Source organism: Luteibacter sp. 1214 (assembly GCF_031455395.1).
GTDB lineage: Bacteria > Pseudomonadota > Gammaproteobacteria > Xanthomonadales > Rhodanobacteraceae > Luteibacter > Luteibacter mycovicinus.
On the sequence record NZ_JAVDSQ010000005.1, the window covers coordinates 76,896 to 93,402 of the forward strand.

The following is a 16,507-nucleotide window of genomic DNA, read 5'->3' on the forward strand; positions in this document are numbered from 1 at the left end:
GCATGCGTCTCGTCGTCGGTGGCGATCAGTTGTCGTCCGGAATCGCATCGCTGGCCGCGGGCGCGGCATTCGACGGCGATGTGGCGGGCACGGCGAACGGGCCGGTGTCGACGGCGTTGAAGAAGCCTGCGCGACGTGCCCAGGCGGCGAACAAGCGAGGCCATTGCGCCGGCGCCGAGCCGGGATCGCCGAGACCCCACCCATGACCACCCTTGTCGAACACATGCATTTCGGTGTCGACATCGTTCTTGTGCAGGGCGTCGAACATCACCAGGCTGTTACCGATGTTGGCGATCGGGTCGTCGGCTGCCTGCGCGAGAAAGGTCGGCGGCGTGTCGTGCGTCACGTGGAGCTCGACCGAATAGGCCTGCACCGCATCGGACTGCGTGGACAGTTCGCGGCTGGACCGTGTGGTATCGAAGGGCTTCTGCAACGAGATCACCGGGTAGATCAGCCCGGCGAAATCCGGTCGTGCCGACTGTTGGTCCGCCGCGTCGACGGCGGGATAGAACGCATCGGCAAAGCGCGTCTCGGCGATACCGGCAAGATTGCCACCCGCCGAGAACCCGACCACACCCACGCGCTTCGGATCGATGCCGAGCTCGCTGGCATGCGCACGTAAAACGCGGATCGCGCGCTGAGCATCCTGGAATGGCGCGACGGCCGGCCAGTGATCGGCGGGCAGGCGGTAATAAAGCACCACCGGCGTGACGCCCAGCGCCGCCAGCCATTTCGCCGTCGGGATCACTTCATGCCCGATCCCGATACGGAAATAGCCACCGCCGCCGATGAGGATCACCGCCGCGCCATTCGGGCGGGCGGGGCGATATACCTCGATACGCGGGCGGCTGACGTTGGAGACCGCGCCGACACCGGTACCGCTCTGGCCGATACGCTCCGGCCCCTTCGGACCGCTGCCGCCGCCCGGCGGACTGCCGGGCCACAGATCGATGGAGGTGGGTTTACCGGCATCCGGCGCGGCCTGCGCTGCCACCTGGCCGGTGCACGCGAGACCGACGGCCGCGGCGAGTAGCGCGACGCGAAGCAAGCTCATGACTGTTTCCCCTGTGAAGCGACGAGCGTGGGCGCGCGGTTCTCCGCGCGAGACGACAGGGCAGCGTCCATAGCCTTGCGATCCAGCGCGCCTTCCCAGCGTGCGACGACCACGGTAGCCACGGCGTTGCCGATGAAATTGGTGAGCGAGCGGCACTCGCTCATGAACCGATCGACGCCGAGGATCAGCGCCATGCCGGCAACCGGCAGCGAAGGCACCACGGACAGGGTCGCCGCGAGCGTGACGAATCCCGCACCGGTGACGCCCGCCGCGCCCTTCGAGCTGACCATCGCCACCAGCAGCAGGGCGACCTGTTCACCGAGCGTCAGCGGTGTGTTGGTCGCCTGCGCGATGAACAACGCGGCCAGGGTCATGTAGATGTTGGTGCCATCCAGATTGAACGAGTAACCGGTGGGCACGACCAGACCGACGACGGACTTGTCGCAACCGGCACGTTCCATCTTCTCCATCAGCGAGGGAAGCGCGGCCTCCGACGACGAGGTGCCGAGTACCAGCAGCAGTTCCGCCTTGAGATAGCGCAGCAGCCGGAAAATCGAGAAACCCGCCAGTCTGGCGACCGTGCCCAGCACCACCACGATGAACAGGATCGCCGTGCCGTAGAACGTGGCGACCAGAAACAACAGGTTCGACAGCGACTCGATGCCATAGCGCCCGATGGTGAACGCGATGGCACCGAAGGCACCGATGGGTGCGGCCTTCATCAGCAGATGCACCAGCGTGAACACCGGCGCGGTCAGCGACTCGAAGAAGGAGACGACCGGCTTCGCGCGCTCGCCGGCCATCGTCAGCGAGATGCCGAACAGCACCGCGAACAGCAGCACCTGCAGGATATTGCCCGAGGTGAACGCGCCGACCACCGTGTCCGGAATGATGTCGAGCAGGAAGCCGGTCAACGAGATATCGTGCGCCTTGGACGCATAGGTCGCGATTTCCTTCGTCGACAGGGTCGCGGGATCGATGTTCAGACCCGCACCCGGCTGCACCACGTTGGCCACGATCAGGCCGACGATCAGCGCGAGGGTCGAGAAGACCAGAAAGTAGATCATCGCCTTCAGCACGACGCGACCGACGGCGTTGAGGTGCGGCATGCCGGCGATGCCGGTGACCACGGTGAGGAAGATCACCGGCGCGATGATCATCTTCACCAGCTTGATGAAGGCATCGCCCAGAGGCTTCAGCGACTGGCCGAACGTCGGCCAGAAGTGGCCGAGCAGGGCGCCGAGTGCGATGGCCAGCAGCACCTGGACGTAGGTCTGGCGATAGAAGGGGACAGGTACGAGGGGCGAGGCGGAGCGCAGGGACATGGCACGACAACGGCAGCTGCCCTTTTGAGGGCGGGTGCCGTTTTGTACTCCCTGCGGCCGGAACGACCCATAGCACATTCCGGCTAGAGGTCCCGCGCCTGTGCGAGCATGTCGCATGCCCCGATCGCGTCTTGCCCGCCTCGTTACCCTGCTGATCCTGTTGCTGGCCATGGCCGGGAGCGTGGCGCTGGGCGGCTGGTGGGCCTGGCGGCGGGCGCTCGGCGGCATCGCCGCGCAGTCGGCGGACCGGCTCAATCTGCATGCGCTGGCGGTGCAGCGCCTGATCGATCGCTTTACCGTGCTGCCTGACGTGCTGGCGCTGGATCCCGAGCTCAGGGCCGCGTTGTCCGGTCCGACCGCATCCATCGATACGCCGGCGCTCAACCGCAAACTGGAACAGGCCAACGGCGCGGTGCATGCCTCGACGCTGACTCTGCTGGACCGTGACGGCCACGCCGTGGCCGCCAACAACTGGAACACGCCGGAAAGTAACGTCGGTCTGGATTACCGTTTCCGGCCGTACTTTCAGGACGCGATGCGTGACGGCCACTCCACGTTCTACGCGCTGGGCGTATCCACCAACGTGCCGGGCTACTTCATCACCCGCACCGTCGACGATGATACGGGCCGTCATATCGGTGTGGTCGTGGTCAAGATCACGCTGGACGATGTGCGCCACGACTGGGCGCGCGAAGAGGACATCGTGTTGCTGGCCGACCGGCACGGCGTGGTCTTCCTGGCCAACCGTGGCCCCGAATGGATGTACCGCGCCTTGCATGCGCTCGATCCACGCGACGCCTTGTCCATCGATCGCACGCGCCAGTACGGCGGTCGCACGCTTCCCCTGATCGTACGCACCCGGGTGGGAACCGCCGGGGACGGTGCGGATCAGGTGAGGGTGTCGTCGCCCGAGCTGCCTCATGAGGTCATCTGGCGCAGCCTGCCATTACCGCAGCAGGCCTGGACACTGCACCTGCTGGCCGATGCGCGCCCGGCGACCGTGGCGGCACGTAACGCGGCGCTGATCGTACTGGCAGGCTGGCTGCCTGTGATCCTCTTCGGTCTGTTCCTGCAACAGCGGATCCGCCTCGCACGTCTGCGTCTGCGCAGCCGCGAGGAACTGGAGCGCATGGTGGCGCATCATGCCGCCGCGCTGCGGTCGGCGCAGGACAGCATCGTAGCCGCCGCGCATGAGGCGACCCAGGGGGTGCACGGCAACCTGGAGCACCTGCCGCAAGGCGTGAGCGTCGTCGATGCCTCGCTGCGTCTGGTAGCGTGGAATTCGCGTTACCAGCAGATTTTCGGTTTTCCCGACGACTACATGCGGGTGGGGCGGCCCATCGAGGACATGTTCCGCTTCAACGCACGTCGAGGCCTTCTGGGCCCGGGCGATCCCGAGGAAGCGATTCAGCGTCGTCTCGCCTACCTGCGTGCGGGTAGCCCGCACATGTATGAGCGCGAGCGTCCGGACGGCACGACGTTCGAGATTCGTGGCAACCCGCTGCCGGATGGTGGCTTCGTTACCAGTTATGCCGACATCACCGCATACAAGGCGGCGGCGCGCGAGTTGCGCTCGCTGGCGACGAGCCTCGAGCAACGCGTCGACGAGCGCACGCGCGATCTCCACGAGGCCAAGGCGGAGGCCGAGCGCGCCAACCGATCCAAGACGCGTTTCATCGCCGCCGCCGTGCATGACCTTCTCCAGCCGTTGAATGCCGCGCGTCTTTTCATCGGTACGCTGGCGGAGGGCCGGCTCGACGCGAACGAGCGCGAACTGGCAGAGCGTGTGCGCAGCGCCCTCGACACGCAGGACGAACTGCTTGCCAGCTTGCTGGACGTGTCCCGTCTGGAGGGCGGTGCGGTCGAGCCCCGTTTCACGGCGGTGGCACTGGGCCCGATGCTTGCCGACCTGGCCCGTCAGTTCGCCGTGCTGGCCGATTCGCGCGGCCTGCGCCTGCGTTGGGTCGACAGTGTTTTCGTCGTGCGTGCCGATGCCTTGCTGCTTCGCCGCGTGCTGCAGAACTTCCTCTCCAACGCGATCCACTACACACCGCGCGGTGGCGTGCTGATCGGTGCGCGGCGGCAGGGCGATGCGGTGCGCATCGAGGTCTGGGATACGGGGCTCGGTATTCCCGAGGCGAAAACGCGCGCGATCTTCGACGAGTTTCTTCGTCTCGATAACGGGGTGGATCGCGACCGCCGCAGTTCGGGGCTCGGTCTCTCCATCGTCGATCGCATCGGTCGGCTGCTCGGAGCGCGTGTCGGCGTGCGCTCCCTACCGGGGCGCGGCAGCGTGTTCTCCATCGCCGTTCCGGTGTATCGCGGCGATGCCGATGCGGTCGCGCCGGGTGCGAGTGCCGAAGACGAGTCGCCCTTTACGGGGGCGCGTGTGATGCTCGTCGATGCCGACGCCGTCACGCGACAGGCGACGGCCCGGCTGTTGTCTTCGTGGGGCTGCGATGTCGTGGCCGTCCCCGGGGCCAGCGCAGCCATGCGTCATGCCGAGACCGACGAGGCACCGTCGATCGTGTTGCTCGAGGATCCGATCGATGGCATGGCTACCGAAGAGCTTCGCGTAGCGCTCGGTTCGCGATGGGGCAGCCTGCCGCCGGTCGTGCTCATCGCGGAGGCGCCCTCGGCATCGGATGTCGAGCGCGCCGCGGCGGCCGGGCTGCGCTACCTGACCAAGCCGCTGGCGCCCGCACGTCTGCGTGCGGTGATGAGCCGGCTGCTGATGCTCGCCGGCTAGCGGGTCGCGTCAGCCGGGATGCGAGCCATCGACACCCTCGTCGATGTCGAGCGACTTCACCAGCACAGCGGCCTGCGTGCGCGAGCGGCATTCGAGCTTGGACAGCACGGCCGTGACGTGAATCTTCACGGTGTTCTCGGCGAGGCCGAGCTCTGCGGCGATCTGCTTGTTGAGCAGACCTTCGGCCATCAGCATGAGCACGCGGAACTGCGCGGGCGTGAGCCGCGCCAGCCGCGCGGCCAGTTGCGCGTCGTCGTCGCTGCGCTCGGCGCGCGCACCCACGAAAGCCGTGCCGCCCTGCATGACCTCGGCCACCGCCTCGCGCAATACCTCGGCGGGTGCGGACTTGGAGACGAATCCCGCCGCGCCGAACTGCTGGGCCCGGCGCACGTTGCGCGGGTGGTCGTTCGAGGAAACCACCAGCACGGGCACGTCGGGGTGCTCGCCGCGCAACCAGAGCAGGGAGGAGAACCCCATGGCGCCCGGCATGGTCAGGTCGAGCAGGACCAGGTCGACGGATTCCCCGGAGGCGAGCACGGTCTCCATGGCGCTGTGGCTGGCGGCTTCCAGCGCACGGCCGCCGCGGAGGGGTTCGGCCAGCGCGTGCAGCAGGGCGCCGCGGAACATCGGGTGGTCGTCGGCGATCAGCAGGGTCAGAGGCATACGCCGATTCTAGGGCCTTGCTTCCACGTTCACATCACGTGCGCTCGCCCTCCCTGAAGGTATGCCTCTGGTGGAAACGCGTAGAACGATCAGGAGAAGGGCATGACCGGCGGCGCTCTCAAACGAACCATCGTCTCGGCGGTGGACGGTTTCAGCGACGATGAGCTGATGACGCGCGCCGCGGCGCTGGCGTTCTACGCGGCGCTGTCGTTCGCGCCGCTCCTGCTCCTGCTGGTCTGGGTCATTTCGCTGCTTCACCCCGAATGGCGTGACCAGCTGACCGAGGCCCTGTCGGCGGTCGTCGGCAGCCGCGCGGCTGGCGCGATCGATTCGGTGATCAACAGCGCCAGGGCGCATCCGCGGATCGGCGACATCGCGGGCGTTATCGGCATCGGCGTGACACTGTTCGCCGCCTCGGCGGTGTTCGCCCAGTTGCAGGGCACCCTCGATCGGGTGTGGCGGGTGAAGGCCCGGCCGGGCGAGGCCGTGGGCGCCTGGCTGCGCGCGCGCGGCCGCGCCTTCGCGCTGCTCGGCGGCATGGCCTTCATGATGATCGTCTCGTTTATCGTCAGCGCGATCATCCAGACCATGATCCGCGGTGACTCCACCGCCTGGAAGGCGGTGGAATTCGGTATCTCCGTGGTGGTTTTCGTGGTGGCCTTCGGCGCCATGTACAAGGTGCTCCCCGACGCGGTGATCGACTGGAGCGAGGCGCTGATCGGCGCGGTGCTCACCACGGTGCTGTTCATGGTTGGCAAGTACGCTATCGGCCTCTATATCCAGTATTCGGATGTCGGCGGCGCGTACGGACCGGCCGGTGCCTTCGTGGTGTTGCTCACGTGGACCTATTACTCATCGATCATCGTCCTGCTCGGCGCGGAGCTGACCCGTGGCGTTGCCGATGCCCGCGGCAAGCCGATCCGGCCCAGCACGCACGCGGTCGAGATCGAGGCGGCGCCGGCCGAGGTGCAGCACGGGCCGAAGCGGCCGGTGCGCCAGGTCCGGACGCTGAAGGTCTCGTCGCCCGCCGTCGCGGGCTCGCTCATCGCGGCCGGTGTGATCGCCGGACTCGTCTTCGCACCGGGCTCGCGTCGCAAGGCGCGCGGCCGCGGCGTATAACGGGGGCATGCATCCCACGCAGCTTCGCCGCGCGTTCACCGCGCGGCGCTCTCTTTTTGTCGTAAGTCCCGCGGATTCATCGCATGCTTGATCAGGTAAGACAGCAGAATCCCGACCCGGCGATGGTCGACGTCCTTTCCGGACGCCGCCGTGGCCTGTCCGCGCTGCTGCCGTTCGCGGGGCCGGCGATGGTGGTCTCGGTCGCGTATATCGATCCGGGCAACTTCGCCACGAATATCCAGGCGGGCGCTCGCTACGGCTATGCGTTGCTCTGGGTGGTGCTCCTGGCCAATCTGGTCGCGATGTTGTTCCAGAGCCTCTCCGCCCGGCTGGGAATCGTCACGGGCCGCAATCTCGCGGAGCTCTGTCGGGATCGCCTGCCGAGACCGCTGGTCTATCTGATGTGGGTGGTGAGCGAACTGGCGGCGATGGCTACCGATCTCGCCGAATTCCTCGGCGGGGCGATCGGCCTGAGCCTGTTGTTCCACATGCCGCTGCTGGTGGGCATGGGAATCACCGGCATCGTCACGTACGCGCTGCTGATGCTGGAAGGCAAAGGCTACCGACGGCTCGAACTGACCATCGGTGCGCTGGTCGGCGTGGTCGGACTGTCGTATCTCGTGGAGCTGTTCATCGCGCCGGTGGGCTGGAAGTCGCTGGGCCAGCAGATTTTCGTGCCGAACATTCCGGACAGCGCCGCCATCGCCATCGCCGTGGGCATCATCGGCGCCACGGTGATGCCGCATGCGCTGTTTCTCCACTCGGGGCTGACCGAGCGTCGGGCGCAGCCGAAGAACGACAGCGAGCGCCGGCGGATCATCCGCCTGTCCAACCTCGAGGTGATCCTGGCGCTGGCCGTCGCGGGCCTGATCAACCTCGCCATGGTGGTGATGGCGGCCGGCGCGTTCCACGGCAGCCACCCGGATGTGGCGAAGATCGAAACCGCTTATCAGACACTGGTACCGCTGCTTGGCGGCGCTGCCGCGACGATCTTCCTGGTCTCGCTGGTCGCCTCCGGATTCTCCAGCTCCGTCGTCGGCACCATGGCGGGGCAGATGATCATGCAGGGCTTCGTCGATTTTCGCATCCCGATCTGGCTGCGACGGGCGATCACGATGTTGCCCAGCTTCGCGGTGGTGCTGGCCGGCGTCGATGCGACGCGCGCGCTCGTGCTCAGCCAGGTCGCGCTGAGCATCGCGCTGCCGTTCCCGATGATCGCACTGGTGTGGTTCACCAGTCGGCGCGACGTCATGGGTGCCTTCCGCAACGGGATGCTCGTGGTGGGTCTCGCCGCGCTCGCCGCACTGGTGGTGCTCGGGCTCAACGTACTGCTGCTCATGGACGCGTTCGGCGCCGTCTCGCTCTGAATCGGCGGTCCGAATCAGCGCGTCAGAACACCGAGCGCGTCGAGCGTGACCTTCATCGCCACATCGGGCGGCGTGTCACGGTGTCCCGGCAGGAAGGCGCGCAGGCGCTTACCGTCCATCAGCACTTCCTCATTCCACAGGTAGCGCATCTTGCGCACCTCGCGCATCGTCTCGTGAAACGGTGCGATGAGGTTCACCATCCACCAGGCAAACGGACGCATCCGCAGCGACGGCTTACCTGACGCACGACGGATAGTGGCGTGCAGCTCGTCACCGGTGAGGGTGTGTCCCCCGAAGTGGAAGCGTGCAAAGGTCTCGAGTTCGTCCTCGCGATCCAGCAACGCCACCAGGGTCGATGCGACGTCGGGCAGATAGGCCCACGCATGCCGCAGCGCCGGCGGACCGGGATAGCGGATCGCGCGCAGCGGTTTGCCGGGCGTCACGATGCCCTGAGCCAGCCAGTTGTTGCCGCCACCCGGCCCATAGAAGTCACCGCAACGAAGCACGAGGCTACGTACGCCGTCGCGGGCCGCGCGTTGCAGGTGTCGTTCGACGTCGACGCGGATCTCTCCTTTGCGTGACGGCGGATGCTGCGCGGCGTCTTCGGCGATCATGGGATACACGTCGGGCCCGTAGTTGTAGACCGAGCCGGGCAGCACGATGCGCGCTCCGACGGCATGCGCCGCCGCGATGGTGTTGTCGATCATCGGCAGAACGACGCGCTCCCAGTCCTTGTAGCCAGGCGGGTTCACGGCATGGACGATGACTTGCGCTCCGTCGGCCGCGCGAAGCACGTCGGCGGCGACCATGGCGTCGCCTTCGATCCACCGGATGCCATCTCCGGTCTTTCCCGTGTGGCGGGTCAGGGCGTCGACGTTCCAGCCCGCGGCGATCAGGGCGCGGGCCGTTTCGCCGCCGACCCCGCCGGTCGCGCCGAGGACGAGGGCAGTGCGCGGGTGCTGGGTCATGGCGGTGCTCCGTTGGGATGGGCAAAGTCTGATGGGTGTGCCCCTGTTCGGGAATTGCGCATCAGTAAACATCTGCTATACGTTTATGTATGGCCAACACCGAGCCCGCCTGGGATCTTTTCCGCTCCTTTCTCGCCGTATTGCGCGAAGGCAGCCTGTCCGGCGCCGCGCGGTCGCTGGACATGACCCAGCCGAGCCTCGGCCGGCATGTGCGGGAGCTGGAGGCGTCGCTTGGCGTTCCGCTGTTCTCCCGCGCATCCCACGGACTCATTCCGACCGACGCGGCGCTGGAGTTGCAGCCTCATGCGGAGGCCATGGCTTCCGCGGCCGCCTCCGTGCTCCGGGTCGCCTCGGGCACGCGTGAGGCATTGCACGGCGTGGTGCGCATCACGGCCAGTGAGGTGGTGGGCGTCGAGATCCTGCCGCCGATGCTTGCAACGTTCCGGCGCGCGCATCCCGGCATCGTCATCGAGCTGTCGACCACCAATCGCACCGAAAATCTGCTGCGTCGGGACGCCGATATCGCCGTTCGCAGCGCGATGCCCGAGCAGGACGCGATGGTCGCCAGGCATGTCTGCGACATACCGCTGGGCTTATACGGTCACCCTGACTACCTCGCTGTGGCTGGCGCGCCCGAACGCGTCGCCGATATCGTCACGCACGCGCTGATCGGTTACGACGAGGAAAAACCGTACATCCGCGCATTGCGGCCGGCCGGTGTCCCGTATTCGCGCGAGCATTTCGCGCTGCGCACGGATAACGATCTGGCCGCGATGGCGGCGATCCGCGCCGGCTTCGGCATCGGCTTCTGTCAGGTGCCGTTGGCGCACCGCATGGGCCTGGTACGCCTACTGCCCGACGAGCTCGAGGTGTGCCTCCCGATCTGGGTCGTCATGCACGAGGACCAGCGCAAGAGCCGTCGTGTCCGGGCCGTATTCGATCGTCTCGCCGCCAGCCTCGCCGCCTTCGGGGGCGGCCCTGCGGGTGCAAAACTGCTAACCTCCGGCGCCTGACCGACCGGAGATTTGCCATGAGCCTTATCCAGACCCCCGTTTCTTACGGTGAGCTGATCGACAAGATCACGATCCTCCAGATCAAACTGCAGCAGATCAAGGACGCGGCCAAGCTGGCCAATGTGCGCAACGAGCTCGAACTGCTCGAGGCCACGTGGAAGAACGACAGGGCCTCCGGGACCGACATCGCCGACGAGACGTCGCGCCTGCTGGCCGTCAACCAGCGCCTGTGGAAGATCGAAGACGACATCCGCATGAAGGAGCGTGCTCAGGCGTTCGACGACGAATTCATCCAGCTCGCCCGTTCGGTGTACATCGAAAACGACGAGCGCGCGGCGATCAAGCGCGAGATCAACACGAAGCTGGGCTCGACGCTGGTCGAAGAGAAGTCGTATCAGGACTACCGCGCGCCGCAGGCCTGATCAGGCGAGCGGCAGTTTCAGGAAGGCCGCGCAGGCCTCGAAGCGGTCTTTCATGTCGGCGACCTCGACCAGGTCCATGACGCCGGCTTTCTCGATCTTGGTGCCCCAGGGTATTTCGGACGCCGGCTTGCCGAGGAACTTGCGCGACGCCGCGTCGTATCTGTCCACGCACCAGCGACGGTCCGAGTAGGGGCCGGAGCGGTGCGGGTTGCTGGCGGCGTGCAGCCCCAGGACCTTCGTGCCCACCGCGTTGGCCATGTGCATCGGGCCCGAATCCGGCGTGAGGATCATGGCGCTGCGTGCCAGCAGGGCCATGAAACGCTTCAGCGTGTCCTTGCCGGTCAGGTCCAGCGGGGCCGCCTCGGTCGCCGCCAGGATGCTGTCCGCCAGCGCGCGCTCGGGGTCCGACGGACCGCCGACCAGCGCGACACGCATGCCGCGCGCCATCGCGTGGTCGATCAGGGCCGCGTAGCGGTCGACCCGCCAGTTACGCACCGTGTGGCTCGACATCGGACTGACCAGCAGGGTCGGCGCGTCGCCGGGCAGCTGTTCGGCGGCCCACTCGTGGGCGTCGGCGGGCACGGGAATGTCCCAGCGCACCTCCGTCTGCTTCAGGCCCAGCGGCTCGATGAAGCTGGCCATGGCGTCCAGCACGTGCTCGCCCGTGCGGGCTTCGATGCGTTCGTTGACGAAGAGCCCGTGCAGGTCCTTGGAGCGGGCGTGGTCGTAGCCGATGCGGCGATCGGCTTTTACGGCCAGGCTCAGCAGATTCGAGCGCAATGCCACCTGCATGTGCAGCAGGGCGTCGAACCGGCGTCCGGCCAGCGCCTGGCGTACCTCGCGCATGCCTTCCCGGCCCTTGCCCTTATCGAAGGTAATGAACTCGACGCCCGGAAAATCGCCCACGAGCTTGCGCTCGAGCTTGCCGACGAGCCACGTCAGGCGCGTGCCGGGCGACTTTTCCTGAAGGGTGCGGACCAGCGGAATCACGTGCGTCACGTCGCCGATGGCGGAGGTACGCAGGATGCAGAGGCTGGAATCTCCCGACGGGAGTGGACGGCTTGGTAGACTGGACACGATCGGAGTACCGGATGAGTGGCTGCGTAAGGGCGGCCGACGAATGACAGAGCAACGAGTCAAGGAGAGCGCGGGCGGGACGATTCTGTTCGACGCCACCCGTGTATCTCAAGTCGACGCACCCTGGTTCTCGTCCGACTACTGGCGCGAGCGGGGTGCGCTGCGTACGCAATCGGGTGGGCGGGGCGGTGTCGCGGTAATCGATACCCCGGCCGGCGAAGCCGTGCTTCGGCATTATCGCCGCGGTGGTATGGTCGCCCGTCTGCTCGGCGATCGCTACCTCTTTACCGGCCGCCGCCGCACACGCAGTGACCGCGAGTTCCGTCTGCTGGCCGAACTGGAGCGCCGGGGCCTGCCCGTGTCGCCGCCGGTGGCCTCACGCTTCGTTCGTCAGGGCTTCCGTTACTCGGCCGACCTGATCACCTTGCGCATTCCTGCCGCCGCCACGCTGGCCGAGCGCCTTCAGGATGGCGCCTTCAATGCGGCGCTGGCGGGACGGGTCGGCGAGCTGATCGCCCGGTTCCACCGGGAGGGCGCCTGGCATGCCGACCTCAACGCGCACAACATTCTGGTCAATGCCGACGGTCTCTACCTGATCGATTTCGACCGGGGGCGTCTGCGCCGTCCGTCGCGCGGCTGGCGCCATGCCAATCTGTCCCGCCTGAAGCGCTCGCTGGTGAAGCTCGGCGCGCGCGACGCGGCCGGGGACACCTTCGACGCCGAGCTATGGCCGGCCCTGATCGAACACTACGAACGGAGCCTGCGCGCATGACCTGGGACCTGCATTTCCTCGGAACCGGCGCGGCACACGCGGTCGAGCTCGGTTCGTCGGCCGTGGTCGTCGAGCGGGACGGCAAACCGCTGCTGCTGGTCGACTGCGGCCCCGATACCCTCGATCGCTACGTCGCCGCCTACGGCACGCCGCCACCGGCGCTCTACGTCACGCATGTGCACATGGACCATGTCGCGGGCATGGAAAGGTTGTTCTTCCGCCTGTGGTTCGACGAAGCCCTGCGCGGCCGCACCCGGGTTTACCTGCACGCCGCACTCCTGCCGTGGTTGCAGGGAAGGGTGGCCGACTACCCGGGCGCACTGGCCGAGGGCGGCGTGAATTACTGGGAGGCCTTCCATCTGCTGCCCTGCACCCGCGGGTTCTGGCACGAAGGCCATTGGTTCGACGTCTTCCCCACCCGGCATCACGTGCAGGGCACCTCGTACGGCCTGGCGCTGCGTGGCAGCTTCGTCTACACGGGCGATACGCGGCCGGTGCCGGAGGCCCTGGCGCTGCACGGCGCGGCTGGCGAACTGATCGCCCACGACTGCGGCGTCATCGGCAATCCGTCGCATACCGGCGTGGACGATCTGGAGCGCGAGTACGCGCCCGAGGTCACCGCGCGCATGGCCCTGTATCACTACGGCAGCGCCGAAGACGGTGAAACGCTGGTCTCACGCGGCTACCGGATCGCTCATCCGGGGGAACGCCTGGCTCTGCCCGAACCGCAGCCGCCGCGTCCCGGTGCCGGCTGAGGCTTGCCCCGCCGCGGCGGGAACGTTATCCTTCCGCTTCTTTGCCGGACAGGACGCCGGGGAAGAGGATGTGCAAGTGCGGAGAGGTGTCCGAGTGGTTGAAGGAGCACGCCTGGAAAGTGTGTATACCCTAATAAGGTATCGCGGGTTCGAATCCCGCTCTCTCCGCCAAATCTAAAATGCGACACCGTTAAAGGTGGCGCAGAGACAAACGAAGCGAGACCGTGGGAGCGGGATTTGAACCCGCGCGGGTTCGACAAATTTGTCTGGAACAAATTTGGACGACGCGTAGCGTCGGCCCCGTAGCGAAGCGGAGGGGTGAGGGCAGGAGCCCGAACAATCCCGCTCGCACGGTTGCAACACCCTGCTTTTAAATTGATTTACCGTCTTTATGGTGACCCTGTCGGTCCCCCCGCGACGATAGTCCGTAAACTCCGCCAGGTCCGGAAGGAAGCAACGGTAGCGGACGACTCGGGTGCCGGGGTGTGGCTGGCAGGGTCATCGCCTTTTCGGGGCTGGGGTGCGCCCGACGCGTGTCCTTGGCACAATCCACTGTCGCCCCAAGGTAATACGCATGTCCTATCAGGTCCTCGCACGCAAGTGGCGCCCACGCAAGTTCGCTGAACTCGTGGGACAGGAGCACGTGGTCCGCGCGCTTACCAACGCGCTCGACTCCGGTCGCATGCATCACGCCTATCTGTTCACCGGCACCCGTGGTGTCGGCAAGACCACGATCGCCCGCATCTTCGCCAAGTCGCTCAACTGCGAGCGCGGCGAGTCGGCAGACCCGTGCGGCGAATGCGCGGTCTGCACGGCGGTGGATGCGGGTCGCTTCGTCGACCTGCTCGAGATCGACGCGGCCAGCAACACCGGCGTGGACGATGTCCGCGAGGTGATCGAGAACGCGCAGTACGCACCGTCCCGGGGGCGCTTCAAGGTGTACCTGGTGGACGAGGTGCACATGCTCTCGAAGCCGGCGTTCAATGCGCTGCTGAAAACGCTGGAAGAACCGCCCCCGCACGTCAAATTCCTGCTTGCGACCACGGATCCGCAGAAGCTGCCGGTGACCGTGCTGTCCCGCTGCCTCAAGTTCAACCTGAAGCGGCTGCTGCCGGATCAGATCACGGGCCAGATGCGCCACATCCTCGGTGCCGAAGGTATCGAGTACGACGACGAAGCCATCGGCGAACTCGCGCACGGCGCGGACGGCTCGCTGCGCGACGGTCTGTCGCTGCTCGACCAGGCGATCGCCTACGGCGGCGGCGCGGTGCGTGCGGACGATGTGCGCGCCATGCTCGGCAGCGTCGAGCGCGGCCAGGTGCTGGGTGTCCTCGAAGCGCTGGCGGCCGGCGACGGCGCCGCGTTGATGGGCGAAGCCGAGCGCATCGCGTCGTTCTCTCCGGATTTCGCCGGCGTGCTCGACGATCTGGCGACGGTGCTTCATCGCATTCAGCTGATCCAGCTGGTGCCTGGTTATCGCGAAGAAGAGAGCGATGCCGGCCTCGCCGATATCGCCTCGCGCATCGCGCCTGAAGACGTCCAGCTGTATTACCAGATCGCCACCACCAGTCGCCGCGAGTTGCCGATGGCGCCCGACGCGCGCATCGGTTTCGAGATGGCCTTGCTGCGCATGTTCGCCTTCCGTCCGACCGACGGCGGTGGAACCGTGGCGGCGGTCGCCGTGGCACGTGCACCCGTTTCCGCGCCCGCGGAGCGCCCGTCCGCACCAGCGGCGGCAGCGGGAGCGGCACGCCCTGCGGCTCCGGTGCCTCCGGCTGCCGCTCCGGCCACCGCGCGGGCTCCGTCGCGTCCGGCCGCAGCGCCAGCGCCTCCGGCGCCGGAACCCGCCGCGCCCCCCCGGCCGATCAGCATCGGCGCCGATGGTCTGCCGGACTGGCACGACATCGTCGAGCGGGCGAACCTGCGTGGTCCGATCGGCCAGCTGGCGCAAAACTGCTCACTGCGTGAGGTGGACGGCGAGAGCATGGTGCTCGCGCTGCAGCCCCAGCACATGCATCTGGCGGTCGAGCCACTGACCAGCCAGATGGAAGAAAAGGTCTCGCGCGCTCTCGATCGCCGCGTGCGCTTCCGCTTCGTCGCCGACCGGGGCAACCTGGGCACGCCGGCGGAGCGCAGGGCGCAGGCGGCCAGCGACGCGCAGGCCAGGGCGGAAGCCTCGATGGATGCCGACCCCCTTGTACAGGCGCTCAAGCGCGACTTCGACGCGCGCGTCATTCCGCAATCGATCAAACCCGTGGAGCCAGGAACGTGAAAGGTCAAATTGGTCAGCTGATGCAGCAAGCGCAGCGCATGCAGGACGAAATGAAGCGTGCACAGGACGAACTCGCCAAGACGGAAGTCACCGGCTCCGCGGGTGGCGGCCTCGTCACCGTCACGATGACCGGTGGTCACGAAGTGCGCGCCGTCCATATCGATCGCCAGACGTTCGCTGACGATCCGGAGATGGCTGAGGATCTGGTCGCCGCCGCCGTCAACGACGCGGTCAACAAGATCGCCGAGATGAGCCGCACGCGTCTGGGTGGCGTCACCGCCGGCCTGAACCTGCCTCCGGGCATGAAGCTCCCGTTCTGACGGATCGTCCGACGACACGATGAGTAACGGCTCCCGCCTTCTCGGTGAACTGATCGACGCCCTGCGCTGCCTGCCGGGCGTCGGTGCGAAGAGCGCCCAGCGCATGGCCTTCCACCTGCTCGAACGCGAGCGGCAGGGTGGCCTGCGCCTTTCTTCCGCGCTGGAGTCGGCGATGCGCGATGTGGGCAACTGCACGCGCTGCCGCAATTTCAGCGAGACGCCGGTCTGCTCGCTGTGCGCCAGCGCCACGCGCGACAAGCAGGTGCTGTGCATTGTCGAGTCGCCGTCCGATCTCGCGGCCATCGAACAGGCCACCGGCTTTCGCGGTCACTACTTCGTATTGCTGGGACGGCTGTCACCCCTCGACGGGCTGGGTCCCGATGAGCTCGGGTTGCCGTTGCTCGCCGAGCGGCTGGGGGAGGGCGAGATCGAAGAAATGATCATCGCGACCAACCCGACCGTGGAAGGCGAAGCGACCGCCCACTACATCGGGCAGCTGGCGAAGGCCGCGGGTATTCGTGCCACGCGCCTGGCTCATGGCGTGCCGCTGGGTGGTGAACTGGAGTTCGTCGACCGTGGCACGCTCGCTCACGCATTCGGCAGCCGGCAGTCGCTCGGCTGATATCCAGGG

Annotated in this window: 15 protein-coding genes, 1 tRNA gene and 1 other RNA gene; 12 read left to right on the forward strand and 5 right to left on the reverse strand. The window is 67.0% G+C overall.

Annotated elements, in window-relative coordinates:
• Positions 1-25 precede the first annotated feature (25 nt).
• Together J2X57_RS12985 and J2X57_RS12990 are read right to left on the reverse strand one after the other, a co-directional pair.
• Positions 26-1,054, reverse strand: a complete 1,029-nt coding sequence (locus J2X57_RS12985; protein WP_309867688.1) for an alpha/beta hydrolase — start codon at positions 1,052-1,054, stop codon at positions 26-28.
• Positions 1,051-2,379 (reverse strand): dicarboxylate/amino acid:cation symporter, encoded by a 1,329-nt coding sequence (locus tag J2X57_RS12990; protein ID WP_309867691.1) that lies wholly within the window; start codon positions 2,377-2,379, stop codon positions 1,051-1,053. The genes J2X57_RS12985 and J2X57_RS12990 overlap by 4 nt, the downstream gene beginning before the upstream one ends.
• A gap of 115 nt (positions 2,380-2,494) precedes the next feature.
• On the opposite strand from J2X57_RS12990, the gene J2X57_RS12995 reads away from it, so the two are divergent.
• On the forward strand, positions 2,495-5,128 hold the full coding sequence (locus J2X57_RS12995; protein ID WP_309867693.1) for a PAS-domain containing protein: 2,634 nt from the start codon (positions 2,495-2,497) through the stop codon (positions 5,126-5,128).
• 9 nt (positions 5,129-5,137) lie between these two features.
• On the opposite strand, the gene J2X57_RS13000 is transcribed toward J2X57_RS12995, so the two are convergent.
• Positions 5,138-5,791: a response regulator transcription factor gene (locus J2X57_RS13000; RefSeq protein ID WP_043694740.1), complete on the reverse strand. Its 654-nt coding sequence runs from the start codon at positions 5,789-5,791 to the stop codon at positions 5,138-5,140.
• A 102-nt stretch (positions 5,792-5,893) separates the two neighbouring features.
• Between J2X57_RS13000 and J2X57_RS13005 the strand changes: the two genes are divergently transcribed.
• Complete coding sequence (locus J2X57_RS13005) at positions 5,894-6,910, forward strand: YihY/virulence factor BrkB family protein (protein WP_079521009.1); 1,017 nt, start codon at positions 5,894-5,896, stop codon at positions 6,908-6,910.
• An 83-nt stretch (positions 6,911-6,993) separates the two neighbouring features.
• Complete coding sequence (locus tag J2X57_RS13010) at positions 6,994-8,277, forward strand: Nramp family divalent metal transporter (RefSeq protein WP_043694737.1); 1,284 nt, start codon at positions 6,994-6,996, stop codon at positions 8,275-8,277.
• A 14-nt stretch (positions 8,278-8,291) separates the two neighbouring features.
• Here J2X57_RS13010 and J2X57_RS13015 read toward each other — a convergent pair whose 3' ends face one another.
• Positions 8,292-9,245, reverse strand: coding sequence for an NAD-dependent epimerase/dehydratase family protein (locus tag J2X57_RS13015; protein ID WP_309867700.1), 954 nt, complete (start codon positions 9,243-9,245; stop codon positions 8,292-8,294).
• A gap of 89 nt (positions 9,246-9,334) precedes the next feature.
• Between J2X57_RS13015 and J2X57_RS13020 the strand changes: the two genes are divergently transcribed.
• Positions 9,335-10,258 (forward strand): LysR family transcriptional regulator, encoded by a 924-nt coding sequence (locus J2X57_RS13020; RefSeq protein WP_309867703.1) that lies wholly within the window; start codon positions 9,335-9,337, stop codon positions 10,256-10,258.
• A 17-nt stretch (positions 10,259-10,275) separates the two neighbouring features.
• Positions 10,276-10,680 (forward strand): DUF6165 family protein, encoded by a 405-nt coding sequence (locus J2X57_RS13025; RefSeq protein ID WP_036112131.1) that lies wholly within the window; start codon positions 10,276-10,278, stop codon positions 10,678-10,680.
• On the opposite strand, the gene J2X57_RS13030 is transcribed toward J2X57_RS13025, so the two are convergent.
• Positions 10,681-11,757, reverse strand: a complete 1,077-nt coding sequence (locus J2X57_RS13030; protein WP_239709079.1) for a glycosyltransferase family 9 protein — start codon at positions 11,755-11,757, stop codon at positions 10,681-10,683.
• 43 nt (positions 11,758-11,800) lie between these two features.
• Here J2X57_RS13030 and J2X57_RS13035 point away from each other — a divergent pair, with 43 nt between their 5' ends.
• The 7 genes from J2X57_RS13035 to recR all read left to right on the forward strand — a co-directional run bounded on the left by J2X57_RS13035 (position 11,801) and on the right by recR (position 16,498).
• The gene (locus J2X57_RS13035) at positions 11,801-12,529 is read left to right on the forward strand and encodes a 3-deoxy-D-manno-octulosonic acid kinase (RefSeq protein WP_309867708.1); all 729 of its coding nucleotides are present in this window, start codon (positions 11,801-11,803) and stop codon (positions 12,527-12,529) included.
• Complete coding sequence (locus J2X57_RS13040) at positions 12,526-13,284, forward strand: MBL fold metallo-hydrolase (protein WP_036112136.1); 759 nt, start codon at positions 12,526-12,528, stop codon at positions 13,282-13,284. The genes J2X57_RS13035 and J2X57_RS13040 overlap by 4 nt, the downstream gene beginning before the upstream one ends.
• A gap of 80 nt (positions 13,285-13,364) precedes the next feature.
• A tRNA-Ser gene (locus J2X57_RS13045) sits at positions 13,365-13,455 on the forward strand.
• A 230-nt stretch (positions 13,456-13,685) separates the two neighbouring features.
• Positions 13,686-13,782: signal recognition particle sRNA small type (gene ffs / locus J2X57_RS13050), an RNA gene on the forward strand.
• Positions 13,783-13,858: 76 nt separating this feature from the next.
• Positions 13,859-15,556, forward strand: a complete 1,698-nt coding sequence (gene dnaX / locus J2X57_RS13055; RefSeq protein ID WP_036129106.1) for a DNA polymerase III subunit gamma/tau — start codon at positions 13,859-13,861, stop codon at positions 15,554-15,556.
• Positions 15,553-15,876, forward strand: a complete 324-nt coding sequence (locus J2X57_RS13060; protein ID WP_036112141.1) for a YbaB/EbfC family nucleoid-associated protein — start codon at positions 15,553-15,555, stop codon at positions 15,874-15,876. Before dnaX ends, J2X57_RS13060 begins: the two co-directional genes overlap by 4 nt.
• Before the next feature lie 19 nt (positions 15,877-15,895).
• Positions 15,896-16,498 carry a recombination mediator RecR gene (gene recR / locus J2X57_RS13065; RefSeq protein ID WP_036112145.1) on the forward strand — a complete coding sequence of 201 codons (603 nt, stop codon included), beginning with the start codon at positions 15,896-15,898 and terminating at the stop codon, positions 16,496-16,498.
• Positions 16,499-16,507 lie beyond the last annotated feature (9 nt).

Bases quoted from the DNA above. Each gene is read 5' to 3' on its own strand.
- J2X57_RS13005 (WP_079521009.1), top strand. From the start codon at position 5,894: ATGACCGGCGGCGCTCTCAAACGAACCATCGTCTCGGCGGTGGACGGT.
- J2X57_RS13000 (WP_043694740.1), bottom strand. From the start codon at position 5,791: ATGCCTCTGACCCTGCTGATCGCCGACGACCACCCGATGTTCCGCGGC.
- J2X57_RS12985 (WP_309867688.1), bottom strand. From the start codon at position 1,054: ATGAGCTTGCTTCGCGTCGCGCTACTCGCCGCGGCCGTCGGTCTCGCG.
- J2X57_RS13020 (WP_309867703.1), top strand. From the start codon at position 9,335: ATGGCCAACACCGAGCCCGCCTGGGATCTTTTCCGCTCCTTTCTCGCC.
- recR (WP_036112145.1), top strand. From the start codon at position 15,896: ATGAGTAACGGCTCCCGCCTTCTCGGTGAACTGATCGACGCCCTGCGC.
- J2X57_RS13035 (WP_309867708.1), top strand. From the start codon at position 11,801: ATGACAGAGCAACGAGTCAAGGAGAGCGCGGGCGGGACGATTCTGTTC.
- dnaX (WP_036129106.1), top strand. From the start codon at position 13,859: ATGTCCTATCAGGTCCTCGCACGCAAGTGGCGCCCACGCAAGTTCGCT.
- J2X57_RS12990 (WP_309867691.1), bottom strand. From the start codon at position 2,379: ATGTCCCTGCGCTCCGCCTCGCCCCTCGTACCTGTCCCCTTCTATCGC.
- J2X57_RS12995 (WP_309867693.1), top strand. From the start codon at position 2,495: ATGCCCCGATCGCGTCTTGCCCGCCTCGTTACCCTGCTGATCCTGTTG.
- J2X57_RS13025 (WP_036112131.1), top strand. From the start codon at position 10,276: ATGAGCCTTATCCAGACCCCCGTTTCTTACGGTGAGCTGATCGACAAG.
- J2X57_RS13015 (WP_309867700.1), bottom strand. From the start codon at position 9,245: ATGACCCAGCACCCGCGCACTGCCCTCGTCCTCGGCGCGACCGGCGGG.
- J2X57_RS13040 (WP_036112136.1), top strand. From the start codon at position 12,526: ATGACCTGGGACCTGCATTTCCTCGGAACCGGCGCGGCACACGCGGTC.
- J2X57_RS13010 (WP_043694737.1), top strand. From the start codon at position 6,994: ATGCTTGATCAGGTAAGACAGCAGAATCCCGACCCGGCGATGGTCGAC.